21 protein-coding genes are annotated in these 26,202 nt (G+C 71.9%); 2 read left to right on the top strand and 19 right to left on the bottom strand.

Annotated elements, in window-relative coordinates; translation table 11 throughout:
- Positions 1–13: 13 nt before the first annotated feature.
- From OEB99_RS08785 to OEB99_RS08855, 15 genes are all read right to left on the bottom strand, one after another.
- On the bottom strand, positions 14–2,506 hold the full coding sequence (locus OEB99_RS08785) for a GH39 family glycosyl hydrolase (protein ID WP_263509672.1): 2,493 nt from the start codon (positions 2,504–2,506) through the stop codon (positions 14–16).
- A gap of 48 nt (positions 2,507–2,554) precedes the next feature.
- Entirely contained in the window at positions 2,555–3,259 is a 705-nt protein-coding gene (gene pgmB, locus OEB99_RS08790; RefSeq protein ID WP_263509673.1) for a beta-phosphoglucomutase, read from the bottom strand.
- The gene (locus OEB99_RS08795) at positions 3,256–4,950 is read right to left on the bottom strand and encodes a glycoside hydrolase family 3 protein (protein ID WP_263509674.1); all 1,695 of its coding nucleotides are present in this window, start codon (positions 4,948–4,950) and stop codon (positions 3,256–3,258) included. The genes pgmB and OEB99_RS08795 overlap by 4 nt, the downstream gene beginning before the upstream one ends.
- Positions 4,947–5,996, bottom strand: a complete 1,050-nt coding sequence (locus OEB99_RS08800; protein WP_263509675.1) for an ABC transporter permease — start codon at positions 5,994–5,996, stop codon at positions 4,947–4,949. The genes OEB99_RS08795 and OEB99_RS08800 overlap by 4 nt, the downstream gene beginning before the upstream one ends.
- 45 nt (positions 5,997–6,041) lie before the next feature.
- Entirely contained in the window at positions 6,042–7,241 is a 1,200-nt protein-coding gene (locus OEB99_RS08805) for a type 1 periplasmic-binding domain-containing protein (protein ID WP_263509676.1), read from the bottom strand.
- Positions 7,242–7,300: 59 nt separating this feature from the next.
- Complete coding sequence (locus OEB99_RS08810) at positions 7,301–8,335, bottom strand: ABC transporter permease (protein WP_263509677.1); 1,035 nt, start codon at positions 8,333–8,335, stop codon at positions 7,301–7,303.
- Positions 8,323–9,822, bottom strand: coding sequence for a sugar ABC transporter ATP-binding protein (locus OEB99_RS08815; RefSeq protein ID WP_263509678.1), 1,500 nt, complete (start codon positions 9,820–9,822; stop codon positions 8,323–8,325). The genes OEB99_RS08810 and OEB99_RS08815 overlap by 13 nt, the downstream gene beginning before the upstream one ends.
- 393 nt (positions 9,823–10,215) lie before the next feature.
- Entirely contained in the window at positions 10,216–11,415 is a 1,200-nt protein-coding gene (locus tag OEB99_RS08820) for an SGNH/GDSL hydrolase family protein (protein WP_263509679.1), read from the bottom strand.
- Positions 11,412–12,515, bottom strand: a complete 1,104-nt coding sequence (locus tag OEB99_RS08825) for a Gfo/Idh/MocA family protein (RefSeq protein ID WP_263509680.1) — start codon at positions 12,513–12,515, stop codon at positions 11,412–11,414. Before OEB99_RS08825 ends, OEB99_RS08820 begins: the two co-directional genes overlap by 4 nt.
- Positions 12,512–13,213, bottom strand: coding sequence for a cupin domain-containing protein (locus OEB99_RS08830; protein ID WP_263509681.1), 702 nt, complete (start codon positions 13,211–13,213; stop codon positions 12,512–12,514). Before OEB99_RS08830 ends, OEB99_RS08825 begins: the two co-directional genes overlap by 4 nt.
- Positions 13,210–14,145 carry a DUF6807 domain-containing protein gene (locus OEB99_RS08835; RefSeq protein WP_263509682.1) on the bottom strand — a complete coding sequence of 312 codons (936 nt, stop codon included), beginning with the start codon at positions 14,143–14,145 and terminating at the stop codon, positions 13,210–13,212. Before OEB99_RS08835 ends, OEB99_RS08830 begins: the two co-directional genes overlap by 4 nt.
- Entirely contained in the window at positions 14,145–14,792 is a 648-nt protein-coding gene (locus OEB99_RS08840; protein WP_263509683.1) for a hypothetical protein, read from the bottom strand. The genes OEB99_RS08835 and OEB99_RS08840 overlap by 1 nt, the downstream gene beginning before the upstream one ends.
- Before the next feature lie 2 nt (positions 14,793–14,794).
- Positions 14,795–15,694: a carbohydrate ABC transporter permease gene (locus OEB99_RS08845; RefSeq protein WP_263509684.1), complete on the bottom strand. Its 900-nt coding sequence runs from the start codon at positions 15,692–15,694 to the stop codon at positions 14,795–14,797.
- On the bottom strand, positions 15,691–16,641 hold the full coding sequence (locus OEB99_RS08850) for a carbohydrate ABC transporter permease (RefSeq protein WP_263509685.1): 951 nt from the start codon (positions 16,639–16,641) through the stop codon (positions 15,691–15,693). The genes OEB99_RS08845 and OEB99_RS08850 overlap by 4 nt, the downstream gene beginning before the upstream one ends.
- A 91-nt stretch (positions 16,642–16,732) precedes the next feature.
- Positions 16,733–18,055 (bottom strand): ABC transporter substrate-binding protein, encoded by a 1,323-nt coding sequence (locus tag OEB99_RS08855; RefSeq protein WP_263509686.1) that lies wholly within the window; start codon positions 18,053–18,055, stop codon positions 16,733–16,735.
- Between the two features lie 224 nt (positions 18,056–18,279).
- On the opposite strand from OEB99_RS08855, the gene OEB99_RS08860 reads away from it, so the two are divergent.
- A complete protein-coding gene (locus OEB99_RS08860) occupies positions 18,280–19,443 on the top strand; it encodes a Gfo/Idh/MocA family protein (RefSeq protein WP_263509687.1) in 1,164 nt (387 codons plus the stop codon).
- Positions 19,440–20,342, top strand: a complete 903-nt coding sequence (locus OEB99_RS08865; protein WP_263509688.1) for a sugar phosphate isomerase/epimerase family protein — start codon at positions 19,440–19,442, stop codon at positions 20,340–20,342. Before OEB99_RS08860 ends, OEB99_RS08865 begins: the two co-directional genes overlap by 4 nt.
- A gap of 126 nt (positions 20,343–20,468) precedes the next feature.
- On the opposite strand, the gene OEB99_RS08870 is transcribed toward OEB99_RS08865, so the two are convergent.
- The 4 genes from OEB99_RS08870 to OEB99_RS08885 form a co-directional block, all read right to left on the bottom strand.
- Entirely contained in the window at positions 20,469–22,595 is a 2,127-nt protein-coding gene (locus OEB99_RS08870) for an FAD-dependent oxidoreductase (RefSeq protein WP_263509689.1), read from the bottom strand.
- Positions 22,596–22,606: 11 nt separating this feature from the next.
- Positions 22,607–23,392 (bottom strand): 3-ketoacyl-ACP reductase, encoded by a 786-nt coding sequence (locus tag OEB99_RS08875; RefSeq protein ID WP_263509690.1) that lies wholly within the window; start codon positions 23,390–23,392, stop codon positions 22,607–22,609.
- Between the two features lie 144 nt (positions 23,393–23,536).
- The gene (locus OEB99_RS08880; protein WP_263509691.1) at positions 23,537–24,550 is read right to left on the bottom strand and encodes a LacI family DNA-binding transcriptional regulator; all 1,014 of its coding nucleotides are present in this window, start codon (positions 24,548–24,550) and stop codon (positions 23,537–23,539) included.
- Positions 24,551–24,628: 78 nt separating this feature from the next.
- Positions 24,629–26,146: an alpha-N-arabinofuranosidase gene (locus OEB99_RS08885; RefSeq protein WP_263509692.1), complete on the bottom strand. Its 1,518-nt coding sequence runs from the start codon at positions 26,144–26,146 to the stop codon at positions 24,629–24,631.
- Positions 26,147–26,202: the final 56 nt, after the last annotated feature.

Below are 26,202 nucleotides of genomic sequence, written 5' to 3' on the forward strand. Positions count from 1 at the left end.
CCGCGCCCGCGACCTACCGCGAGTGCGCGCCGGTCGGCACGATCTCGACGAACCGCACCTCGAGCGGCTCGAGCACCGCCGACACGGTCAGGGCGTCGCCGTCCACGACCGTGTCGTTCACGATCATCTGCGGGACGGCGACCTGCCGGATGTACTCCACGCACTCCGGGTCGATCGTCGGTGCCCCCATCTGCAGCCAGGTGTCGAACGCCGAGCCGTGCTCGGCGTTGATGACCCGTTCGCGCAGGCGGTAGGCACCCGGCTCGAGCCCGGTGAGCTCGATCGAGACGTCCATCCGACCGACCTCGGAGAACGGTGCGTAGCGCTCGAGGTAGGTCATGTCGTACCGCTCGCCGGAGGCGAACAGGTGGCTGAAGTGCTCGTAGTTGTAGAGCACGACCTGCATCGCCGACCCCCGCGCGGTGACCACGTAGCCGTCACCGCGCGAGACGAGCCGGTCACCGAGCCGCGAGAGACCCTCGAGCACGTGGTAGTGCGGCTTCTTCACGCCGTTGTAGGTGAGCAGCCCGAGCCCGCCGTGGAACATGTCCGCGCTCGGCTGGAGCTCCTCGAGCAGGTCGGTGAGCGTCCAGTACGTGAAGGCGTCGAGCTCGTCGTAGTTCTCCAGGAGGTTCTTGGCGAGGTAGCAGCTCTTGAAGGTCGTGTCGTTCAGCAGGTCGCGGTGCGAGACCGTGAGGTTCCACTCGGTGAGGTAGACCGGCACCTTCAGCCCGAGGTCGCGGAGCAGCAGCGTGAGCTGGCCGATCGTCTTGCCGAACGCGTCCTGGTCGCGGTTCAGTCGCGTCGAGCTCGGGTGCCCGGGCGTGTGCTCGTCGAGCGTCGACCCACTGAAGTCGTTGTCGTAGAAGTGCACGGCCAGGAAGTCGGGCGAGCACCCGCGCCGACGCACGTCGTCGAGGAACCCGACGAGCCACTCCTTGCCCTGGGTGTAGGAGACCAGCATCGCCGGGCTGCCGAACTGCAGCGACTCCCCGAACCCCTTCACCGCGCGGTAGGTGGCCTCGTAGAACTCGTAGAACTCCGCGTCGTCCTCCCAGCCGAACAGGGTCGGGCCGGTGTCGGGCTCGTTCCAGACCGTGAAGAGCCAGGTCCCGACCTCACGCGCCGAGTACCGGTCGATCGCGTGCCGCATGAACGCCTCGACCAGGTCGACCCACCGCTCGGTGCTGCGCGGCGGGCTGACGTTGAACGGCGCGGAGTACACCGTCCGGTCCGGCACGGAGGCGAGATCCTGCGGCGTGAAGGAGAGCTGGACGAACGGCTTGAGCCCGATCGACAGGAGGAAGTCCAGGACCTTGTCGACCAGGACGAACGAGTACACCGGGGCGCCGTCGGCGTCCTCGCGGTAGACGTGCATGTCGTCCGCGAACAGGCCGTGGAACTTCACGTACTCGAACCCGACGTCGCTCTGCCACTGCCGCAGCCAGTCCCGGACCTCCTCGAAGAGCAGCTCCTTCGCGCGCCCGACCGCGGTCATCTTGCGGTAGCTGTGCCGCAGCGGCCTGCCCGGCGCGGACACGTCGACGCCGTCGACGGCGACCACCTTGGTGGGCGGCTCGACCTCGGCGCGGCGCTCGACGGTCGGCTCGGCCGGCAGGTACTGCGCGAGGATCCGCAGCGGCGTGTCCGGCGCGGCCCCGAGCGTCGTCGGCGGGCGAGACTCGCTCGGCTCGGCGGCGACGTGGTCCCGGCGGTACTGGCTCGGCAGGACGCCGTACCGGTCCTTGACCTGTTTGACGAATGCCCGCGGGTCGCGGAAGCCGTTCCGCTTGGCGACCACCTCGATGCTCTCGTCGGTCGTGACCAGGTCGTCCACCGCGCGGTCGAGCCGCAGCTGGGTGTAGTACGCCGAGAACGTGGTGCCGACGTGCTCCTTGAAGAACGCCGACAGGTACGGGGCCGAGAGGTGCTCGTGCGCGGCGACCTGGTTGAGCGAGAGCCCCTCGGCGTAGTGCTCGTCGATGTACCGCAGCAGGCCCCGCAGCCGTGCGCGGTGCTTGTCCGAGGTGGTCTGCTGGCCCGGGCGCGCGACGAACCGGTGCATCAGCTCGTCGAGCAGCGCGTACAGCAAGGCGGTCGTCTGGAAGCGTCGCTGCTCGTCCTCGGTGCTGTTGACCTTGATGATCGTCGCGAGCAGGTGGACCAGCGGGCGGAACGCGGCCCGGCCCTGGACCGCGGTGGAGTTGGCCCGGAACTGCACGTCGTCCAGCGACGGTGCGAGGCGGTGCACGTCCACGCGCAGCACGATCAGCTGGCACCGCGCACCGGCCTCGACCTCGAGCAGGCTGTGGGGGTTGACCCACAGCACGTCCTCGACCCCGAGGGCGACCTCTTCGTCGTCGACGACGAGCAGCGCCTGACCGTGGACCACGAAGACGAGCTGTGCCTCGTCACGCCGCGACGGGCCGGCCCCGTCGGTCTCGACCATGAGAACCCGAGCCGGGACCGACCGGGACAGCTTCACCAGCTCGGACTCGGTGTGCATCTCCGGGATTATCCCGCACGGGCGCAGGCCAGGCGGCCCGCTCCGGGCCTAGCCCGCGACCCGGGCGGGCACCTCGGCCAGCCCGTCGATGCGCCAGGTCACGTCCGGGTGCGTGGCAGCGGCCCCGATGCCGAAGCAGGCGAAACCACCCGCGAGCGCGGCGTCGACCCCGGCGTGCGCGTCCTCGACCACGGCGCACTCCCCCGGTGAGAGCGCGAGGAAGTCGGCGGCCCGCAGGAAGACCTCGGGGTCCGGCTTGCTGCGGGTGATGTTCTCCCCGTCGGAGACCGCGTCGAAGAGGCCGCGCAGACCCACCTTGTCCAGGATCACCTTGGCGTTGCGGCTCGACGAGCCGATCGCCAGCCGCAGGCCCATCGCGCGCAGCGTCCCGAGCGCCGCCCGCACCTCGGGGCTGACGTCGTCCGGTGTCATGGTCTCCAGGAGCCGGCGGTAGAGCTGGTTCTTCTCGTCGGCCAGCACCTCCTTCTCGGTCTCGGACACCTCGGCGCCGCCGAGCGAGAGCACGATGTCCAGGCTCTCCGCGCGGGACACCCCGCGCAGCCGGTCGTTGTCCGCCCGGGTGAACGGGATCCCGAGCCGGTCCGCAGTCGCCGACCACGCCTGGAAGTGCAGCTCGTCGGTGTGCACCAGCACGCCGTCGAGGTCGAAGATCACGCCCCTCAGACGGCGGCGCGCGCCCCCGCGCGCGCCGTCCTGCGCGGAGTCCTGCTCACCCTCCTGCTCGCCGCTCACAGGTGCGTGTCCCACTGCCCGCAGAACGCGTCGACCGGGCTGGTGCCCGCGAACGGCGCACGGCCCTGGAGCCGCTCGAGCAGCGCATCCAGCACCGCCGGCGAGGAGCCGTAGGTGTTGACGAAGGTCCGGACCCGGGGCACGTCGAACAGGTGGTACGGGTTCTCCAGCGAGACGAACACCGTCGGCACGCTGTGCACGTACGCGGGCACGTTGGCGCCCATCGGCTCGGCCCACTCGATCCGCACCACGGTCTGGTTGGACCGGGTGGACAGGTTCGCCAGGTAGAGGATCAGGTCGTAGCTGTCCGTCACGTCGGTGGTCGGGCTCGCCATGCCCTCCCAGCCACCGCCCGGCTTGAACCGGGTGACCTGGTGGCCCGCGGCGGTCAGTCGCTCGATGACCTGTTCCACCGCCCCGGCCCGGGCCCCCTGGCCGATCGGGCTGCCGCCGTTCTCGAGGTCGTGGACCAGCACTCGGGGGTACCGGTCGGCGGTGAGCGGCAGGACGCCGGGCTCCTGCTTGACGAGCGTGACGGACTCGCCGGCGATCCGCCGGGCGACCGCGTCGTGCTCGGGGTCGGCGAGGACCTCGGCGGCGTCCGGCCGGGGCAGGTTGTCCCCACGGTGCAGGCCGAGCGACGCCTTGAGCGCGAGCACCCGGGTCACCGCCTCGTCGAGCCGCTCGCGGGTGATCACCCCGTCGCGGACGCCGGCCTGCATGAAGGCGACGTCCTCGTCCAGGTTCTTGGTGAACAGGAACATGTCGCACCCGGCGGCGATCACCCGGGGCACCGCCGCGGACCGCGGCAGCACCGAGGCGAGCCCCGCCATCGTGGTCGAGTCGGACACGATCAGGCCGTTGAACCCGAGGCGGCCGCGCAGCAGGTCGCCCAGCAGCTCCTCGGCGACGATGCCCGGCATGATCTCCGCGTCGGCGATCCCCGGGCGCAGCTCGCGGCTGTAGGCCGGCAGCATGATGTGGCCGACCATCACGCTCTTCACGCCCGCGTCGATCGCGGCGCGGTACACCCGGCCGAAGGTCTGCTCCCACTCGGGCACCGACAAGGTGTTCACGGATGCGAGCAGGTGCTGGTCGCGCTCGTCGACGCCGTCGCCCGGGAAGTGCTTCACCGACGCGGCCACGCCCTCGGCCTGGATCGCGGTGACGTACTCGGCGCCCATCGCCGCGACCTTCTCGGCGTCGGAGCCGAAGGTGCGGGTGTTGGTGATCGGGTTGCGGAAGCTCGCGTCGACGTCGACCACCGGCGTGAACGCCCAGTTGATCCCGACGGCGCGTGCCTCCCGGCCGATCACCCGGGCCGCGTCGTGCGCGGCGTCGGCGCGACCCGTGGCGGCGATCGCCATGTTCGAGCCGACGTGGGTCGCCTCGGCGATGGTCTGCGACGCGCCGCCCTCGAGGTTGGCCGAGATCAGCAGGGGCACGGCGGCGGTGCTCTGCAGCGTCGTGACCGTGCTCACGGCCTCGTCGGTGCTCATCGTCCGCAGCAGCACGCCGCCGACGTGCTGGCCACGCGTGAGGTGCTCGAGGTACCCCGGGTCGCTGGTGTACGTGATGAGGCAGAAGAGCTGGCCGATCTTCTCGGCGTCCCCCATGCCCGCCAAGGTGTCGGTCACCCAGGCCACGCCGTCGTCGTCGAGGGAGAACGGCGGTGCGGTCAGATCGATCATGATGCGTTCACTCCGGAGGTCACGGGGGCCTTGTTCGGGGTCGCGGCCGTGGTGGGCGCTGCCGGTCCGGACGGGCTCGCGCCGCGGCGGTGCGTGACCGAGCGCCATGCCCGCCCGATGCGCTCCTCGTTGCTGAGGAACATCAGGAACCCGACGAGCAGCAGTGCGTTGGTGATGGACTGAACCGTGCTGCTCAGGCTCAGCGCGGCGAACGCGAGACCCACGAGCGTCATGGTCAGGGCGCCGAGCAGGAAGCCCAGCTTGTCGTTGGAGAACCGCCCGATGTAGCCCCCGATGAAAACCGGGAGGAAGGCGGTGAACATGATGCCGATGGACCCGAAGTTCAGCTTGCCCGCCTCGATGTAGCCCATCTGCGACGCGATGATCAGGCCGACGACGCTCATCAGGGCCCCGCTGACCGCGTAGGTCAGCACGGCGTTCCGCTTCTCCTTGGTGCCCGAGGCGACCGCGGCGGCCTGCCCGGTGATCAGCGCGCGGTAGTCGAACCCGAACCGCGTGCGGTCGAAGACCGTGTAGACCAGCACCAGGCCGACGGCGACGACGAGCACCATCGCGAGAGTGCTCTTGGCGAACGACGTGAGGCCGCGGTCGAGCAGGAAGCTGACGTTGGCGCCACCGGTGATCGCGAACGAGATCCCCTCGTACAGCAGCGTGATGCCCAGCGAGCACACCATCGGGGAGATCCCGAGCAGCACGTACACCAGGCCCGAGACCACGCCGAGCAGGATCCCGGTGCCGATCGTGACCAGGGCCATCACGGCGAAGCCGCCGCCGGTCTGGATCGCGACCGTCGCCCCGACCACCGACGACAGCGTGGCCATCGCGCCGAGCGAGAAGTCGAACCGGCCGCTGTTGAGGTTGATGGCCAGGGCCATCGAGGTCAACATCGTGGTCGCGACCCCACGGGTCAGCAGCAGCAGGCTGTCGTCGGTGTGGAACAGGGAGACACCGTTGAGCGAGCACAGTGCGGTGAGCACGACGAACGCTCCCACCGGGATGATGAGCGTCCCTGTCGCTCGTCGCATGAGTCCGGCTCCCATCAGCGGTGCCTCCCTGGTCCTCTCGTCGGGTCAGTCGGCGACGTAGGTGTAGGCCGCGACGAACGCCTCGAAGGTGTCGTAGCCCTGGTCACCGTTGGCGAACTGCTCGAGCTCCGCCTTGCCGTAGAACGGGTTCTCGATGGTGTCGCCGGCGAGGAACGCGTCGAACTGCTCCGGCGACGTCGCGACCCAGTAGCCCTGCTCCAGCGCGAGCGCCGTGTCGCCCTCGGCACGGATCGGGTGGCCCTCGACCGCTGCGTAGGTGGCGGCGAAGATCGGGCCGATGCTCGAGGTGAACTTGCCGGCGAGGTAGCCGACCAGCCCTTCCTTCATCGCCTGGCCGTTCTCGTCGGTGTAGGCGTCGATGTCACCGATCGTGATGCCGGTGTCGGCGACCGCAGCGCCGAAGACCGCGAAGCCGGTTCCGGCCGCGAGGATCACGTCCGGCTTGGACGCGACGACGGCGGCCAGGTTGGCCTGCCACGCGGCGTCGTCGAAGCTCCACACCTCGTGGTAGCCGGTGAGCTCGTAGACGTCGGACTGGAAGTCGGCGACCTTGACGGTGCCGTCCTGCATGATCTTCCCGAGGATCGCGCCGAAGTCCGTCGCGCCGCCGTACGACGTCGAGGGCTCCTCGGCGAGCGCGGCGAGCATGCCCGCGGTCCGGTAGATGTGCATGTCGATGTAGTAGGGGACGCCGGCGCCGTAGATCGCGAAGCGGGTGTCGCCCTGCTCCACGAAGTACTTCGCCATGTCGTAGCCGGCCTGGTACTCGACGCCGAGGCTCGGGCCGATCGCACCGACGTAGTACTGGTAGTCCTTGAACTCCTCGTACTGGTCGTCGCTCAGCGTGCCGGTCGCGACCGCGTAGTAGATCCCCGCGTCCTCGGCCATCTGGATCTGCGTCGGGCGGTCCGCGGAGGCGAACGAGATGATCGCCTCGCAGTTGTTGGCGATGAAGCTCTCCATCGCGCGCTTCTCGGCGTCGGCGTCGCCGACCTCCTCCGAGTAGACGAACTCGACGGGGAAGTTCTCCTGGATGTACGTCGTGTAGTAGTCCTTGAAGCCCAGGGCCTCGGAGGACGTGGCGTCCGCGACCAGGACGCACATCTTCACGGGGTCGGAGCCGCCGCCGGCAGCGGAGTCCGAACCGCCGCCGCAGGCCGTCAGGCCGAACGAGAGCCCGAGCGCTGCCGTCGCGGCGAGCGCGGTGGACCTGCTGATCTTCATCGATCTTCCCTTCACTTGGTGAGTCGTGCTTCTCAGGGGTTGGAGGTTCGGTCCCGCGCCTACCGCGGGAGCAGCTTGCTGCGGTGGCCGCTCGTGGCGACCCACACGACGGCCAGGAAGAACAGGGCGCGGACCACCTGGGAGATGCCGTTGCCGGCCGAGGACGTGGCGAGCAGGGTCGTCATGGTCTGGTTGAGCACCGCCATCGACAGGCCACCGAGCAGCGCCGCGTAGATCCGGGTGCGCGGGCCGCCGGAGATCGGCATACCGCCGAAAACCATCGCGACCAGCACGTTCATCCCGATGTCGGCGGCCGAGCTCGTGGTCATCGTCGGCGTGCGCAGCACCGTGAGGAAGGCGCCGAGGCCCACGCCGAGCCCGGCGATCGCGAACGCCGCGATCGCGGTCTTCTTCATCGAGACGCCGGTGAGCCGCGCGGTCACCGGGTTCCCGCCGATCAGCTTCTCGACCCGGCCCAGCCGGGTGTAGGTGAACAGGAACACGCACAGGGCCAGGAAGGCCACGGCCACCGAGAGCTTGACCGGCAGCGTGTCGTACTGGCGGGCGAAGGAGCTGTCGACCTTGATCTGGGCGCCACCGGTGGTCTGCACGAGCGCGACGGCGACCGCACCGAGCACCGAGAGCATCGCGACGGTGGTGACGAACACCGGCAGGTTGAAGACCGCGGCGAGCGACGCGCTCACCAGCGACGTCGCGACCGCGGTGAGGATGCAGGCCACGAGCATCGCCACGAGGCTCTCGGTCGCGTTGTAGGCCAGCCCGCCGACCATCGCCGCGACGAGCGTCGAGGCGCCGAGGCTGATGTCGAACGAGCCCATCGCGAAGATGAAGATCGCGCCGGTCGCGATGATCACGATCACCACCGACTGGTTGATCAGCGTCTGGACGCTGTAGGACATGTTGACGCCGCTCACGGTGCCGACGACCACGAAGGCCACGGTGAGGACGACGAGCCCGAGCAGCGGCGCGAGGGCCGGGACGAGCTCGCGCGGCGACCTGCGCCGGGCAGCCGTGCCGTTCGGTCCGCTCGTGCCGTTCGCGCCGGGCCGGGTGCGCTGGGTCAGATCATGCACTGGATGATCTCCATCTCGGTCAGTTCCGGGCCGCGCTGGAACTCGCGCGCCACCGTGCCGTCCTTCATGATCAGCAGGCGGTCGCACATCCCCATGAGCTCGGTCATCTCCTCCGAGACCATGACGATGGCCTTGCCCTCGCTCTTGAGCTGCACCATCAGCCGGTACATCGCCTGCTTGACGCCGATGTCGACACCGCGGGTGGGGCAGTCCAGGATCAGGACCTCGCTGCCGCACGCGATCCACTTGCCGAAGACGACCTTCTGCTTGTTGCCGCCGGACAACGTCCCGACGACCTGCCGGTCGTTCGTGGCCTTGATCGCCAGCTGCCGCATGGGCCCGGCGACGTAGCGCTCCTCGGCGCGGCGCGTGATCAGGCCCCCTCGGCCCCGGCCCAGCAGCCGCAGGCCGGCGCTCGCGATGTTGTCGCTGATGCTCGCGGTCAGGCTGAGCGACTCGGTGTCGCGGTCCTTGGACACGTAGCCCATGGCGGCGCGCACGGCGCGCTGCTCGTTGACGATCCGCTTGCCGTTGACCACGACGTTGCCGGCGTCGAGGCGGACGGCTCCGAACAGCGCCTGGCCGAGCTCGTGCATGCCGCAGTGGCTCAGCCCGCCGATGCCCACGATCTCCCCGGCCCGGACCACGAGGTCGACGCCGCGCACCTTGTCACCGACCGTGACGTCGGTCGCGCGGAGCAGGACCTGCGGGAAGGCGGTGGCCGTGGTGTCCGCGCGGTAGTAGTGGCCGTCGAGGTTCCGGCCGATCATCGCCGCCCGGATCGCGTCCTCGTCGAACTCGGACTTCTCGAACGTGCGGATCATCTCGCCGTCGCGCAGCACCGTGAGGCGGTCGCAGACCGCGAGGATCTCCTCGAGGTCGTGCGAGATGAAGATCACCGAGCCGCGGGCGCGCTGCTCGTCGACCAGGCGGTAGAGGGTCTCGCGGCCGTGCTGGGACAGCGCGGTCGTGGTCTCGTCGACCACGACGACCTTGGGCGCGTGCATCATCACGCGCGCCAGCTCGACGAGCTTGCGGGTCTGGAAGTCGAGGGCGCCGGCCGGCGTTCGCGGGTCGATCGCGTCGATCCCGATCGCGGCGAGGGCGCGCCCGGCCTCCCGGTTCATCGCTGCGCGGTCCACGAGCCCGAGCCGGACGAACCGGCCGGCGTCACCGAGGAACAGGTTCTCCGCGACGCTGATCCCCGGGACCGTGCCGCTCTCCTGCACGATCATCCCGATGCCGCCGTCGAGCGCCTCGTTCACCGACGCGGGCGACCACGGGCGGCCGAGGAAGTGCACGGTGCCCGCGTCGGCGCGCTGCTGGCCCGCGACGATCGACGTCAAGGTGGACTTGCCCGACCCGTTCTCGCCGATCAGGCCGTGCACCTCGCCGTCACGGAGCTCGAAGTCCACACCCTTGAGCGCACGGACGACGCCGAAGCTCTTCGACATGTCGGTGACGGTGAGGACGCTCTCGCTCGTCATGGCACAGCCTCTCTGCTGCCGCGCGGTAGTCCGGCGGTCTGGTGGACGACCTCATGGTTCGTCGCGCGAGGAGAGGCCGACAACGAGCACTCGTACGGGGTTCGCCGCCCGCTCTTGGGGTCACCCGGGTGAGTGCCGGGGCTCCGCCCGGTGCGGTCGCATTACCGGGACGAGGCTCGGGAGGACACCCGACCGTAAGGAGTTGCACCTGCGCAGACGCGGCCTCGTTTGCTTCACATCCGGCGGTCGGCACCGTCGCGCGGGCGGTCGGCACGGCCGCGCGGGCGGTCGATCGGTGCGCCGTCGTGGGTGGCGATCACGAGGGCGGCGCCGCAGGCGGCCACGAGGACGCCTCGGCCGGGCAGGCCGCGGTGGTGGTGCCCGGCGGGGCTCCTACCGGACCGGCGCGTCCGACGTCGACCCGCGGCCGGCGGGCGTCGGCGACACCGAGACGAGGACCTCCGCGAACCTCCGGCCGATCTCGCGGTGCGCGGCCGGATCTGGGTGCATCGCGTCGCTCCACGGTGCTGCCGCCTCGTCGGCCTCGCCCCACAGCGCCCGGCCGTCGAGGTGCTGCAGCGCCGGGTCGTCGCGCACCGCGACCACCTCGTGTACGAGCGCCCGGATCCGGCGCAGGTCGAGCCGGCCGTCGGCGCGATCGTCCGCCCGACCATGGGTCGCGAACCTGCCCCGGTCGGGATCGAAGTAGGTCGGGCCCGGCACGTCCTCGACCAGCGGGCACAGCAACGGGGAGATCACCACCACCGGGACCGACGGGAGCCCGGAGCGGATCGTGTCGAGCATCCCGTGCAGCGCGGGCCCGAACGTCCGCTCACGCAGACAGTCCCGGTTGACCACGTTGATGCCGACCTCGAGCGAGACGACGTCGGCGCCGCTGTCCCGGATCGCGCCCGCGACGTACGGGTCGAGCATCGCGTTGCCGGACATGCCGAGGTTGACCAGGTCCAGGCCGGCGGCCCGGGCCGCGACCGCCGGCCAGGTCGTGGTCGGCGACGCGGCGCCGGCGCCCTGGCTGATCGACGAGCCGTGGTGCACCCAGCGCGGCGCCGAGACCGGGCTCGGCGGGTGGATCGGAGCGTCGGCCTCGACGTCCCGCAGCACCACCGCGGCGTCGACCGGGAGCCAGATCTCGACGTCACGCAGCCGGCCGGCCCCGGGGAGCTGCGCGACCACCTCCACCACCTCGCCGACGGTGCGCCGGACGTCACCCGACGCCGGGTCGAGCAGGTCGGTGCCCGTGCTCGTCGACCGGACCGGTGCCACGTCCCCGAGCGGTGCGTCCCGCACGACGTCCCACACCAGGTCGCCGGGCGGCGGCCCGCCCACCAGCCGGGTGGCGATCGGCCGGCCACGCACGACGACCCGGCCCGCCGCGGTCCGCAGGCGGATCCGCACGGCGGCACCCTGCTCGTCGACCATCCGGGCGAAGCCGTCCGGCATCCGCGTGCGGCACCGGGCGGGCAACCGGTGCGGCAGCACGCCGCCCGCCACTCGCTCTAGCCACGCACTCCCCCGGATCTCGAGCCGGTCGGCCGGGACCCGCTCACCCGGGCCCGCGACCGCTCCGCTCACCGTGGCGCCTTGACCGGCGGCCACGGAGCACCCGGGCCCTGCATCCGCTCGTAGAACGGGTCGCCGGCACCGATCTCTCCCCGCCGCACCTCACGCCCCGTGAACGCCGAAGCGTAGGTCGCAGCCGCCAGCTCGAGCGTGACGCGGGCCACCTCGACCGGTACCGGCAGCGGAGCGCCGGACACGAGGGCGTCGAGCACGGCCGCCCACTGCGCCGCGTGCGAGCTCGGCCGCCCGGGTGCGCCCGGGAAGACAGCGGCGAGGTCGGCGTACCCGGGCGCCGGCGTGAGCCGCCAGCCGGCGTCGTCGTAGCCGTACAGGTGCTCGAGCTCGAGCGTCGCGCGGTCGGTGTCCACCCGGATCGACGACACCTCGCGCGGGGAGAGGACCGAGTTCACGATCGTCGCGACCGCACCCGACTCGAACTGCACGACGGCCGCCGACACGTCCTCGGTGTCGGTGTCGCGGGACAGCCGTGCCGCCATCGCCCGCACCGCGGACCACGGTCCGAGGAGTGCGAGCAGCAGGTCGAACTGGTGGATGCCGTGGCCCATCGTCGGACCGCCGCCCTCCACCTCCCAGCGTCCGCGCCACGGGACCTCGAAGTACGCGGGCGCGCGGAACCAGAGGGTGTCGCAGGTCGCGACCAGCGGGCGGCCCAGGGGTCCGGGACTCCCGTCGCCCCGAGGGGCGAGCAGCTCCGCGGCCCGCAGGCCGGCGCCGCCGAAGCGGTGCTGGAACACGACACCGACCCGCGCCCCGGTCCGGTCCTGCACGGCGATGAGGCGGTCCATCTCGGCGAGGCTCAGCGCCGGCGGCTTCTCGGTCAGGACCGGGACACCGGCCTCGAGCGCCTCGGTGGCGAGCGGCAGATGGGTGCCCGGGGGCGTGCCGAGCACCACCAGGTCGGCACCGCCCGCGAGCGCCGCGGCCAGGCTCCCGCCCGAGCGACGGACCCCGTGGCGCGCCGCCACGTCGGCGGCTCGTGCCTCGTCGACGTCCACCACCCAGGTCACCTCGGCGCGGCCGCTCTCCGCGACCGCGGCGAGGTGCGAGGCGGCGATCGCACCGGCACCGACCAGAACCACACGCGTGGTCATCGTTCCTCCTTCGTGGCGGGCCACGGGCGCAGCCGGCCGCACATCCCGTAGCCCGGCTCACCCGTCCACGCCTCGCCCGCCGCCACCCGGGCGGTGCTCATCAGGTCGGCCGGGCTCCGCCCCTCGCCGGCGGCCGGGCGAGCGAGGCGTGCACGCCCCGCCGCGAGCACGGCGGGGCCGACCAGCCGCTCCGCCGCCGCGTGCAGCCGGGCCATGGCGTCCACCGGGCCGATCCGCTCGACCGCGTCGTACAGCTCGGCGAGCCCCTCGATCGCGAGGTCGCGGCGGTGTCGCGCGGCTGCCGCCACGTCTCCGTCGCGCGGGAGCGCCGCCTCGGCCCGGTACCGCTCGGGGTCCGCGAGCACCGCGCCGGGGAACGTGAGCACGGCATCGCCGGCCTCGGCGAGCCCCGCGTCCGACATCACCACGAGCACATCGAGGTCGCCGTCGTTGACCGCCCGATGCACGGTGCCCGCCGTGAACCAGACCGCCACGCCGGGCCGCAGCTCGTGCACCGCCGCGCCGGACGGCGTGATCGTGTGCACCGAGCCGTGCCCGCCGAGCACCACGTACGCCTCGGTCGACACCGTGTGCAGGTGCGGGGCGCCACTGCCGACCAGCCCGACGCCGTCGGGCGCCGGCCAGTCGTAGACGGCGAGCCTGGTGAGCTGGGTGCCCCCAGGCATCGGAGTGCTCATCGCACGGCCTCCGCGGCGAGCGCGGACTCGCCGAGCGCGGCCAACCGGCCCGCCCGCCTCGGGTCCGAGGCGCCGTCGGCGACGACGGTGGCATAGCGGAACCGCAGCTCCGCGCCCGGGTCGAAGCCGACCTCCGCGGAGAAGGCGGGCGCCGGGCACAGGGCGGCGAAGTTCTCGGACCGCGCGAACCACTCGACCGGGTGACCGGGGTTGCCGACCGCGTCGACCATGACGACCGTCGACGAGGCGTCCACCTCGTCGTGCCGTCCGGTGAAGGCCATCCACGCCGCACGCTGCCCGCGAAGCTCGTCACCGCCGGACGCCGTGGCCGTCAGCAGGGTGCCGCCGGTGAAGGACCGCGGCCCCCGCCAGAACAGCCCGCCGTAGCCGGCGTTCGGCCGGCCGTTCGTGGTGGGGCTGCGCAGCGGGAGGGGCTCCCCCGACGTGTTCGTCATGGCCGACGACCAGGTGAGCACCCACACCTCCGGGTCGTCGGTGAGGAGGAACCCGAGGCGCCTCGTCTCCGAGACGACGGCTCGACCGTCCTGGGTACGCCACACCAGCCGGTGCGCCAGTCCCGCGGCGCTGCCCCCGCTCGACAGGTCGAGCATCTCGAGGTGCTCCATCGAGCCGTCGTTGTCGAGCTGGACGTAGCCCTGACCGGCCACGAACGTCGGGCCGCCCCAGAAGTTGTGCGGCCCGACGCCGGGCAGCGACCAGGCGATCCCCTTGTGCCACACGTGGTCGTGCGGCCGGTACGCGGTCACCACGTGGCCGGCCAGGGACCGCACGGGGTGCAGGTACGGCCGCGGGCTCTCCAGCTGCGGCGCGTCGGTGAGGTACACGTACCGGGCCAGGACGACGCCGTCGGCGACGACGTCGACGGCACCGCCGGGATCGCGGGCCTCGAGCGTCACGACGCGGTCGCTCATCAGGCGGCCGCCCGCGCGGCGCGCCGCTCGACCGAGGTCAGGGCGAGCGCCAGGAGCCCGGGGACGAGGACGACCATCACCGGCAGCATCCACACCAGGCCGGCGCACACCCCGGCGGCGACCACCACCAGGAGGTCACCGGACACGTCGCCCCCTGCGCGACGTGCCCCGGTGCGCACCGCTGCGACCCCGGACAGCCCGGGACGCCAGGCGCCCGCGACCCGCAGCCCGACCACGAGCACGGCGGCTGCGAGCGCCACGCTGATCACGAGCACCGGGCGACCGCCGGGCAGCGAGCCGCCCAGCGCGAGCAGTGCGTCGAGCGTCAGGAGCGCGAGGAGCGCGGTCGCGGCGAGCCCGACCCACCACAGGTCGCGCACCGCCGCGCGGAACCCCCGCAGCAGCTCGCGCGTCCCGTCCTCGCGCCCCTCGACGTGGCGCCGCAGGTGGTTCGCACCGGCAGCGGCGGCGGGAAGCGCGGTGAGCACCGGCAGGCTCAGCAGCCCGACGACCAGGCCGGTCAGCGCCATCCGCGAGAAGAGCCCCAGACCACGTTCGACGGCCACCCGCCGCTCGGCGCGCCCGGACTGCGCCGGGCGCGCGGCCGGGCCTCGACGGTTCGACCGGTCGGTGCTCACGTCGCTCACGCTCACCCCTTGAGCCCCTGCGTCGCAACACCTTCGACCAGGTACCGCTGGAAGACCAGGAAGAACAGGAGCACCGGCAGCAGGGCGAGGACGGCCATCGCCATCTGGGCGCCGTAGTCGGACGTCGTGGTCTGGTCGACGTAGAGCCGCAGCGCGATCGGCAGCGTGTACAGGTCGGGCTTCTTCAGGTAGAGCAGCGGTGCGAAGAAGTCGTTCCAGCTCCAGATGAACGCGAAGATCGACGCGGTCACGAAGGCCGGCTGCATGAGCGGGAGCATGATCGACGTGAAGATCCGCACGTGCCCGGCGCCGTCGATCCGCGCCGCCTCGTCGAGCTCACGCGGCAGGTTGCGCATGAACTGGACCATGAGGAACACGAAGAAGCCCTCGACCGCGAGGAACTTGCCGAGCAGCAGCGGCACGAACGTGTTCACCAGGCCGAGCTGGTTGTAGATGATGTACTGCGGGATCACCACGACGTGGAACGGCAGCAGCAGCGTGCCGATCATGAGCGTGAAGAAGACGTTGCGCCCGGGGAAGGACACCCGGGACAGCGCGTAGGCGCTCAGCGAGCAGGAGATCAGGATCCCGACCACCGAGCCGACCGCGAGGATCAGCGAGTTCAGCACGAACGTCCAGAACGAGACGCCGCCGATGCCGTTGAGCGCGGTCTGGATGTTCGCCCAGGACGCGCCCTCCGGCACGAGCGAGACGTTGCCGATGATCTCGTTGCTGGGCTTGAACGACGAGATCAGCATCCACACCGCCGGGTAGAGCACCACCACGACCAGGGCGAGCACGAGCCCGTGGTAGATCAGCGCCTGGACGCCGCGGCGGGCGCGGCCCTGGCGGCGCAGTCGCAGGCTCTCCGCGTCGGAGGGCAGGACAGTGGCGGCGGTCATCGCGCGTCTCCCGAGTAGTGCACCCACATCCGCGAGCTGCGGAACAGCAGCGCCGTGACGGCTCCGACCACGAGCACCAGGGCCCAGGCCATCGCCGCGGCGTAGCCCATCTGGAAGTCGACGAAGCCGCGCTGATACAGGTAGAGCGTGTAGAAGAGGGTCGAGCCGGCCGGGCCGCCGGTCCCGTTGGAGATGATGAACGCGGACGCGAAGATCTGGAACGCGTGGATCGTCTCGAGCAGCAGGTTGAAGAAGATCACCGGGGACAGCATCGGCAGGGTGATGTTGACGAATCGCCGCACCGGGCCGGCGCCGTCCATCGACGCGGCCTCGTAGAGCTCGGTCGGGATCTGCTTGAGGCCGGCGAGGAAGATCACCATCGGCGCGCCGAACTGCCAGACGGTCAGCAGGATCAGCATCGGCAGGGTGCGCGTAGGGTCGCCGACCCAGCCGCCCGGCTCGGCGCCGAAGAACTGGCTGATCCGGTCGACGATGCTGCCGTCGATGAACATCGCCTTCCAGACGATGGCGATCGAGACGCTGGCCCCGATCAGGGACGGCGCGTAGAACGCGGAGCGGTAGAACCCGCGGCCCCGGCGCTTGGTGTTGAGCAGCATCGCCACCGCGAGGGCGGCCGCGAGCTTGAGCGGCGTGCCCAGCAGCACGTAGGAGCCGGTGACCTTCCACGCCTGCAGGTAGTTCGGGTCGGTGAACAGTCGCTGGAAGTTCTCCAGGCCGGTCCACGTCGGTGCACCGAACAGGTCGTAGTCGGTGAACGCCAGGTAGAGCGAGGCGAGCATCGGGCCGGCCGTCAGCAGCACGAAGCCGATCAGCCAGGGCGACAGGAAGGCGTAGCCTGCGAGCGCCTCCGAGCGCCGGCGGCGCCTGCGCCCGGCCTCGCGGCTCGCCTCGTGGACGAGACCGACGGTCTGGATGTACGTGGTCATTCGTTGATCCGTTCGTCGAGGTGCCCGGCCGGCACGGGTGGGGTGCCGGCCGGGCACTGCGCCGGTGCGGCGCGTGAGGCTGTCGTACGGCTCAGGACATCGCGAGCTCGGCCTCGTCGAACCACTGCTTCGCGAAGTCCTCGGGCGTGAGGTTGCCGTACGCGACCTCTTCGGCGAGGGTCTTCCACTTGGCCTCGATCGTGCCGTAGCCCTTCACCGGGATCGGGACGGTCTCGGTGACGTCCCTCGAGATCGACTCCTCGTAGGCGATGACCTGGGCGTCGATGCTGCCGGGCGCCGCCTCGACCTTGTCCCGCTGGACGACGTCGGCCGGCACGCCCTTCGAGGTGCCGAAGATGGCGCCGACCTCAGGCTCGGTCAGGAGGAAGTTGATCAGCGTGGCCGCAGCCGCCGCATGCTCGGTGTTGGCACCGGCCACGAGGAGCATGGACGGCTTGAGGAACAGGTGCTTCTCGCCCGGCTCGATCGACGGGATCTGGTGCAGGGCGAGCTCGCTGCCCGAGTCGGCCGAGTCGGACGCCAGGAAGTTGTCCCAGTTCATCTGGGCGGCCGCCTCGTTGGAGGCGAAGCCGCTGACGGGCGTCAGCGCCACGGTGCGGTCCTGCGGGTAGGTCTGGCCGGCCGCACGCAGGTCGGCGGTGAGGTTCAGGAACTCGACCACGTCGTCCTGGGTGAACCCGAGCGAACCGTCCTCGGCGAAGGGCTGGACACCCTTCTGCAGCAGCCACTGCATGAAGAACCAGAAGGTGCCGGTGTAGTCGGGGCTGCCGTAGATGGCGTAGCCGTCGTCCGTCGTCGCCCCGGCTGCGGTCGTGTCCGCGATGAACTGGTTGAAGTCCTGCCAGGTGTAGGTCGCGTCGTCCGGGAACGCAACCCCCGTCTGGTCGAGGATCGCCGGGTTGGTGAACATCGAGAACGTGTTGGTCGAGGTCGGGATCGCGACCTGCTTCTCGTCGAGCACACCGGCGGAGACGAGGCTCGGGTCGAACCCGGACAGGTCGATGGTGCCGTTGTCCAGGTAGGGCTGCAGGTTCAGCAGCATGTCGTTGTCGGCGTACTCACGCATGTACGACAGGTCGAACTGCATGACGTCCGGCAGGCTGCGGCTCGCAGCCTCGGTGGACCGCGCGGTCCAGTAGTCGTCCCACGGTGAGAACGTCGGCTGCACCGTGATGTTCGGGTAGGCCTCCTCGAACAGCGCGATCGCTTCCTGGTAGCGCGACGCACGGTCGTCGTTGCCCCACCAGGTCAGCGTCAGGGTCACCTGCTCGTTGGGGTTGAACGTCTCGGCGGAAGACGGGTCGGCCGTCGTTCCCCCCGCACTGCTGCAGGCGGAGAGGGCAAGGGCCCCCGCCGCGACCACGCTGGCAAGGGCCAGCTTGTTGTGCCTCATGTAGAGCCTCCTTGCTCGATGTGAAAGCGCATTCCGCAAGGTAGGAGACCGCTTTCCCGGTGTCAATAGGACCTATGAATCGTTGCAAGATCGACACCCCTGAGGTACGCGCAGGCGCGCGCCCGCATCGGCCCCGGGTCGAACCTCCCGCGTCGGGCGGCTTGACCCGGGACCGACCGGTCGGTACGTTGGAAAGCGCATTCCTGCTAGTCATAGGAGACTTCATGAGCATGTCGCCGCTGCGTATCGCGATGAACGGCGTCACCGGGCGGATGGGCTACCGCCAGCACCTCGTGCGTTCGATCCTGGCCATCCGCGACGACGGCGGGCTGCTCATGCCCGACGGCTCCCGCGTCCAGGTCGAGCCGGTCCTGCTCGGGCGCAACGAAGCCCGGCTGCGCGAGCTCGCCGAGCGCCACGACGTCGCCCACTGGTCCACCGACGTGGACGCCGCGATCGCCGACCCGGACCTGCCGATCTACTTCGACGCGCAGGTCACCTCGCGCCGGGTCGAGGCCCTCACCGCCGCGATGAAGGCGGGCAAGCACGTGTACACCGAGAAGCCCACCGCCGAGACGCTCGGCGAGGCGGTCGAGCTGGCCCGCCTCGGCGCCGACAGCGGCGTCACGGCCGGCGTCGTGCACGACAAGCTGTACCTGCCCGGGCTGGTCAAGCTCCGCCGGCTCGTCGACGAGGGCTTCTTCGGGCGGATCCTGTCGCTGCGGGGCGAGTTCGGGTACTGGGTGTTCGAGGGCGACCACCAGACCGCGCAGCGTCCGTCGTGGAACTACCGCAAGCAGGACGGCGGCGGCATGACGGTCGACATGTACTGCCACTGGAACTACGTGCTCGAAGGCGTGATCGGCCGGGTCGAGACGGTCACCTCCGAGGTCGCGACCCACATCCCGACCCGCTGGGACGAGTCCGGCGCCGCCTACCAGGCGACCGCGGACGACGCCGCCTACGGCATCTTCGGGCTGCGCACGCCGGCCGGGGACCCGGTGATCGCCCAGATCAACTCCTCGTGGGCGGTCCGGGTGCACCGCGACGAGCTCGTCGAGTTCCAGGTCGACGGCACGCACGGCTCGGCGGTCGCCGGCCTGTTCGGCTGCGTCGCCCAGCAACGCGCGCACACCCCGCGACCCGTGTGGGACCCCGACGTGCCCACCTCGGAGCGGTTCCGGGAGCAGTGGCTCGAGGTGCCCGACAACGGCGTACCGGCCAACGGCTTCCGGGCGCAGTGGGAGGAGTACCTGCGCGACGTGCTCGCCGGTCGCCCGCACCGGTTCGGGTTGCTCTCCGCAGCGCGTGGCGTCCAGCTCGCCGAGCTGGGCCTGCGGTCCGCGGCCGAGGGCCGCCGGCTCGAGGTCCCGGAGATCACGCTGTGACCGACCCCGCCGACCACTCCCGGCTCTCGCTCAACACCGAGACCACGCACGGCTGGTCGCTGCTCGACGCGGCGGCCGGAGCGGCCGCCGCGGGGCTGTCCGCGATCGGACCGTGGCGTCACCTCGTGCAGGAGACCGGCCTCGCGGTGGCGTCCCGGATCCTCGCGGACCACGGCCTGCGCGCGTCGTCGCTGTGCCGCGGCGGGTTCCTCACGGCGAACGACGAGGCCGCCGTCAAGGCGTCCCTGGAGGACAACCGCGCGGCGATCCGGGAGGCCGCCGGCATCGGTGCCCCGGAGCTCATCATGGTGGTCGGCGGCCTGCCCGCCGCGAGCGCGCCCGGCGGCCCGGCGCGACCCTACCCGGCCGCCGCCGCCAGCGACCCGGCCCGCGACCTGGTCGCAGCCCGGTCCCGGGTCGCCGACCGCATCGCCGAGCTCGTGCCGTACGCCGCCGAGCACCGGGTCCGCCTGGTCCTCGAGCCGTTGCACCCGTTGTTCGCCGCGGACCGGGCGGTGATCTCGACGCTCGGCCAGGCGCTCGACCTCGCCGACCCGTTCCCGGCCGAGACCGTCGGCGTCGTGGTGGACACGTACCACGTGTGGTGGGACCCGCAGCTGCGCGAGCAGATCGCGCGGGCCGGGGCCACCGGTCGGCTGGCGGCGTACCAGGTGTGCGACTGGCTGCTCCCGCTGGCGCCGGAACCGCTGCACTCCCGCGGGCACGTCGGCGACGGCTACGTCGACTTCGCCCGGATCACCACGTGGGTGCGCGACGCCGGGTACACCGGCGACGTCGAGGTGGAGATCTTCAACCAGCAGGTGTGGGACACCCCGCCCGAGCAGACCCTCGCCACGATGAGCGAGCGCTACACCCGCTACGTGCTGCCGTACCTGTGACCGCCTGACCGCGCGGCCCCGGGAGCCGGACCTCCTCGACCGGCACCCGGGGCCGCGTCGCGTCGCCTCCGCAGCCGCGTCACGTCACGTCGCGTCCCCTCCGCAGCCGCGTCACGTCGCGTCGCCTCAGGGCACGTTGCCGTGCTCGCGGAACTCCCGCCAGACGTTCTCGAAGAAGTCGTCGTCCGCCGGGATCGGGCGCCGCGGGCGCCAGCGGAACACCGGCGTCCCCGCCGGGTCGTCGAGGTCGGCGTCGGCACCCGCCCGCCACGCGTGCTCGTCCGGCGCCTCGGGCAGGGTGGCCCCCGGGGCCACCCAGCCGACCTCCTGGATCTCCTCGTCGAGCGCACCGCCGTCCAGCGCGAACCGGAACTCCTCGGGCAGCTCGAGCTCGGTGTCGGCCAGCGGCCCGTGGCCCACGTGCGGCAGCTCACCGGCTCGGTCGGTGTACAGCACCGACCCCCGCGACCGTCCGCCGTGCGCGACGTAGTCGGCCATGGCCGAGAGGTAGACGTAGGCGCTGGTCAGGATGTCCCGGACCAGGAAGACCCGGTTCACCGCACGGCGCGAGCCCGGGTCCGCCACGACGTCCTGCGGGTAACGGGCCAGCAGCGAGCGCACCGCGGCGAGCGCCTCGGCGATCGACTCCGCCGAGCGCACCGGTCCCGCCTTGGCGCTCATCAGCTCCTGGACGCCGGTCAGCAGGTCGGCGGTGTTGTCCGCCGCCCCGGCCGAGTGCCGCCCGGTGGCGGCCTCGGTGAGCCCGACCGCGGCCTGCAGCACCGGCGCCGCCGCCGCCGCGAAGGTCGCGTCGTCAGGCGGTGCGTCTCCCCGCCGGGCGGCGATGTAGATCGCGGCCCGCGTCGCACCCACCTGGCCGCTGTTCAGCGCCGCGCCGCCGGGGCGGTACACGCCGTGCGCCCCGCCGGCCTCCCCCACCGGGAAGAACCCGGGGAGGTTCGCCTGCCACCAGGCGTCCACGAGCAACCCGCCGTTGTTGTGCTGCGCGCACACGTCGACCTCGAGCAGGTCGGTCTCGAGGTCCACGTAGGGGTTCTTGTCCAGGTAGAACTGGTAGGCAGGTTCGTTCAGGTGCCGCAGCCGCTGGATCGGCGTGCCGAACAGGCAACCGGCCCGGTCCAGGTACTCACGCGCCTCGTCGGACAGCGCCGAGGGGTCGAGCTGCTCGCGCACCGGGTTGCGACGGAAGTCGAGGAAGACCCGCCTGCCGCGGAGCACGGTCTCGCGGTAGACCAGCAGGTCGATCAGCGAGGACCCGTCTCGCGCCTTGCGGATGTCGAACGGCCACTGGTAGCCCTTCAGGAACACCATCGACAGCAGTCGCCCGTAGTCGTCGATCGCCTCGGTGAGGAACTCCCGCTCGTCGCCGCCCTCGGCGTCGGTCGAGACGAACCGCGGGAGCACCTGCATGTACGAGCCGGACACGTTCCACCGCGGCTTGGTCGACGCCAGGCCGAACTGCCACTCGGTGAGGTTCTTGCCCTGCACGCCGGCGCGGTAGGCGGCGCCCGAGGCGCCCCACTGCCCGTTCGGGAACACCCGGGTCGCATACATCCCGGCCGGCCCACCGGTCGCGTAGACCAGGTTCGTGCACCGGAACAGCAGCCAGGGCGACCGTTCGCCGTCGTGCGGGACGTCGGTGCGCAGCGCGAGCAGGCCGGCCACCTCGCCGTCGCGGGTGATCACGTCCACCACGCGGCACTCCCCGAACACCCTGGTGCCGTTGCGCGCCACCTTGGCCTCGAGCTTCTCGACCATCGTGCGACTCGTGTACGGACCGACCGAGGTCGCCCGGCGGCGGGGGTCGTGGTCGGTCTTGTAGCCGATGAACTCGCCCCACCGGTTCTGCGGGAACGGCACGCCGAGGTCGCACAGCCGCAGGAACGCCCGCGCGGACAGCGCCGCCTCGGCGAGCGCGTTGTCCCCGTCCATCGCGCCACCGGCGAACAGGGTCGTGGCCATCTCGTGCACCGAGTCCCCGTCACCACCGGACAGCGTGAGCTTGTAGTAGGTCTGCTTGTCCGAGCCGGCGTTGCGCGAGGCGCCCGCGTGCACCTTGTCGGCGAGCATCACCACGTCCGTCTGGCCGAGCTCCCAGAGCCGGTCGGCGGCGCAGAAGCCCGCGGAGCCGGTGCCGACAACGACGGTCGTCGCGGTGACCACCGGTACCTCGAGACCCGCGACCGTCACCGTCCCGGGCGCCTCGGACGAGCGCTCCTCGTGCCTGCCCACCGTCTCTCCCCTCACAGCCGCGCGATGTGCATGCCGCCGTCGACGTGGAACACCTCGCCGGTCGAGTACGGGGTCTGCCCCGACGCGAGGATCGCGACCGCGCCGGCCACGTCGGCCGGGCGACCCCAGCGCCGGATCGGCGCGAGCCCGTCGGCCAGCAGGGCGTCGTACCTCGCGGTCACGCCTGCGGTCATGTCGGTGGCGATCACGCCGGGGCGCACCTCGTAGACGACGATCCCCTCCTCGGCCAGGCGCGCGGCCCACAGCTGCGTGGCCATCGCGACCCCGGCCTTCGACACGCAGTACTCGCCACGGTTCGTCGACACCGTGGTCGCCGAGATCGACGAGACGTTGACGACCGTCGCGACGGGCCCGGCCGGTGGCTCCGGCAGCGCAGCCAGCGGCCCTCGGAGCGCCACGACCCGGCGCGCGAACGCCTGGGTGAGGAAGTACGGCCCGCGCAGGTTGACGTCCAGCACCCGGTCGAAGCTCTCCGGCGTCGCGTCGAGCAGGTCCGCGCGCACGTCGGGCGCGACCCCCGCGTTGTTCACCAGCAGGTCGAGCCGGCCCCAGGCGCCGACGACCGCGTCGAGCACCCGGGCGTGGTCCTCGAGCTCGGCCACCGACCCGACCAGGTAGCGCAGTCGCTCGGGGTGCTCGCTGAGCAGGGCCGCCATCGCGTCCGGGGGCTGCGGCCTGGTGGCGAGCACCGCGACCGCGAAGCCGTCCTCGAGCAGTCGCCGCGTGATCCCGAGCCCGATGCCGCGGCTGCCTCCAGTGACGATGGCGACCCGCATCCGCGCTCCTTCGACGTGGCGGCCGGGCGATCCGGCTCCCCTGATCGTGGCACGTCTCGGCGTGCCGGGCAAGCGCTTTCCAAAAGTCGGGCACGCACGGTCGGATCGCGCCGTGGTGGGATCGGGGAGGAGCGCCGCGGCAGGTCAGCGGGCGGGGGTGGACTCCCTGACGACGACCTCGCCACGGACGGGCTCGAGGGCGTCGGCCCCACCGGGGATCAGCGCCAGGGCGGTCAGCCGCTGCCCGATCTCGCGCAACGGCAGCCGCACGGTCGTCAGTGCGGGGGTCACGTCGCTGGCGATCTCGATGTCGTCGAAGCCGGTCACGGCGACGTCCTCGGGCGCGCGCAGCCCCGCGTCGCGGATCCCGCCCAGCACGCCGACGGCCATCAGGTCGGTGACCGCCATGATGACCTCCGGGCGCTCCGCGAGCGCGAGCAGGGCGGCCGCGGCCGCGCGTCCCCCGGTCCGGGTGAGATCGGTGTGCACCACGCGGTCGTCGGGCACCGGCAGCCCCCGGGCGGCGAGCTCCGAGCGGATCGCCGCCACGCGGGCCGCAGCGGTGCGGTGCCGGGGCCGGCCGGCCGCGATGGCGAACCGCCGATAGCCCAGGTCGACCAGGGCTCCGGCGAGCTCGGCGGCGCCGCCGCGATGGTCGACCGCGAGCACGGGGAGGTCGCCGAGGCGCTGTCCGACGAGTGCCACCTGGCCGCCGCGCCCGCGGTACGCCTCGAGCGCCGCGAGCAGAGCGGCGTCGTCGGCGTCGTCACCGAGCCTGGTGCCGGCCAGGACGATCGCCATCGCGCGCTGCCGGTCGAGCAGCGAGACGATCTCGACCTCGCGCCTCGGGTCGCCCTGCGTCTCGGTCAGGGAGACGATCAGCCCGGCCTCCTCGGCGGCCTGGCTGACGCCTGCGGCGATGGTGGAGAAGAAGGGGTCGGCGATGTCGTGCACGACCAGTCCGAGCGACGTGGTGCGGCCCCGCGCCATCGCCTGCGCGTTCGCATCCGGTGTGTAGCCGAGCGCGGAGGCCGCCGCGAGCACCCGCTCCCTCAGGTCCGGCCGGACCGTGCGGTTGCTGCCGTTGACCGCCCGGGAGGCGGTCGCCTGGGACACGCCGGCGGCATGGGCGACATCCGCGAGCGTGACCCTGGCCATGGGCCGCATGCTACGCCGCGGAACCCGCTTTCCCTGAACGCTGGCCCGACACGCGCCCGGACGGGTCGGCGAGCGACCTCAGCCGAGCTCGACCGAGGCAACCGCCACGGACGCCGGTGGCAAGGTGACCGCGAGCGGCCCTCCGGCGCCGAGCACGGCGAGCTCGCGTGGCCGCACGAGGTCCGGCCGCGCAGCGGTGTTGTGGTCCGCGAGGTCGTCCGAGGCCAGCACCCGGGCTGCCGCCGTGCGGGGCGAGCCGCCCCGTAGGTCGAGCACGACCTCGACCCGCTCCTGCGGGTGCAGGTTCGCCAGCGAGACGTGCACGGCACCGTCCCGCGTGCTCGCCGAGGCCGAGACCACGGGGATCTGGACACCGCCGCCCGACCCGATGAGGTCGCCGCGCAGGTGGACGGCGAGCGACGCCGCGTCCTGGTGGACCCGCGCCATCTCGAAGACGTGGAACGTCGGGGTGCGGACGACGGCGCCGGTCTCCAGGTCCACCAGCAGCATCGCCTGGAGCACGTTCACCGCCTGCGCGACGTTCGCCATGACGAGGCGCTCAGCCGTGCGGTGGAAGACGTCGAGGTGGACGGCCGCGACCACGGCGTCGCGCATCGTGCCCTGCTGGTGCAGGAACCCCGGGTTCGTGCCGGGCTCGACGTCCCACCAGGTACCCCACTCGTCGAGCACCAGGCCGATCCGGCGCTCCGGGTCGTAGCGGTCCATCACGGCCACGTGCCGGCGGACGATCGACTCCACCCGGCGCGCCTCGGCGACCGTGCGCCACCAGTCCTCGACCGAGAACCGGGTCGCCGAACCCTTCGCGTGCCACGGACCGGCGAGCGTGTAGTGGTGCAGCGACAACCCCTGGAAGGCCGGCCGCTCGCCGACCGTGCCGGTCGGCGCGACCGCCCGCATCAGGGCCTCGGTCCACGCGTAGTCCTCCGAGTCGGCGCCCGCGGCGATCCGGTACAGCCGCGAGTCCCCGTGGTCGCGGCAGTAGGTCGCGTACTGCAGCGCGAGGTCGGCGTAGGCGTCGGCGCGCAGCTGCCCGCCGCAGCCCCAGGGCTCGTTGCCCAGGCCCCAGAACCGGATGCGCCATGGCTCGTCACGGCCGTGGGCACGACGAAGGTCGGCCATCGGCGAGCGTCCGTCGCGGGTGAGGTAGTCCACCCACTCGCTCATCTCCCGCACCGAGCCGGACCCGACGTTGCCGCAGATGTACGGCTCGGCGTCGAGCAGCTCGCACAGCCGCAGGAACTCGGCGGTGCCGACGTGGTTGGTCTCCTCGACGTCGCCCCAGTGGGTGTTGACCATCCGGGGCCGCTGCTCGCGCGGTCCGACGCCGTCGCGCCAGTGGTACTCGTCGGCGAAGCAGCCGCCCGGCCACCGCACGTTCGGCACCCCGAGCTCGCGCAGCGCCGCGACGGCCTCGGCACGGAAGCCGTCGACGTGGTCGACGCCGGAGTCCGTGCCGACCCAGAGCCCGCCGTACACCCCGGTGCCGAGGTGCTCGGCGAACTGGCCGTGCAGGTGTCGGCTGATCGTCGCGCCCGGCACGTCGACGTCGATGACGGCCTCGACCCGCCGCGTCATGTCGCCGGCTCTTCCGCGCCCGTGCTCACCCGCATCGAGCTCCCCCCTCGTCGTCG

Origin of the sequence: Actinotalea endophytica (assembly GCF_025717005.1) — a bacterium.
Classification (GTDB): Bacteria; Actinomycetota; Actinomycetes; order Actinomycetales; family Cellulomonadaceae; genus Actinotalea.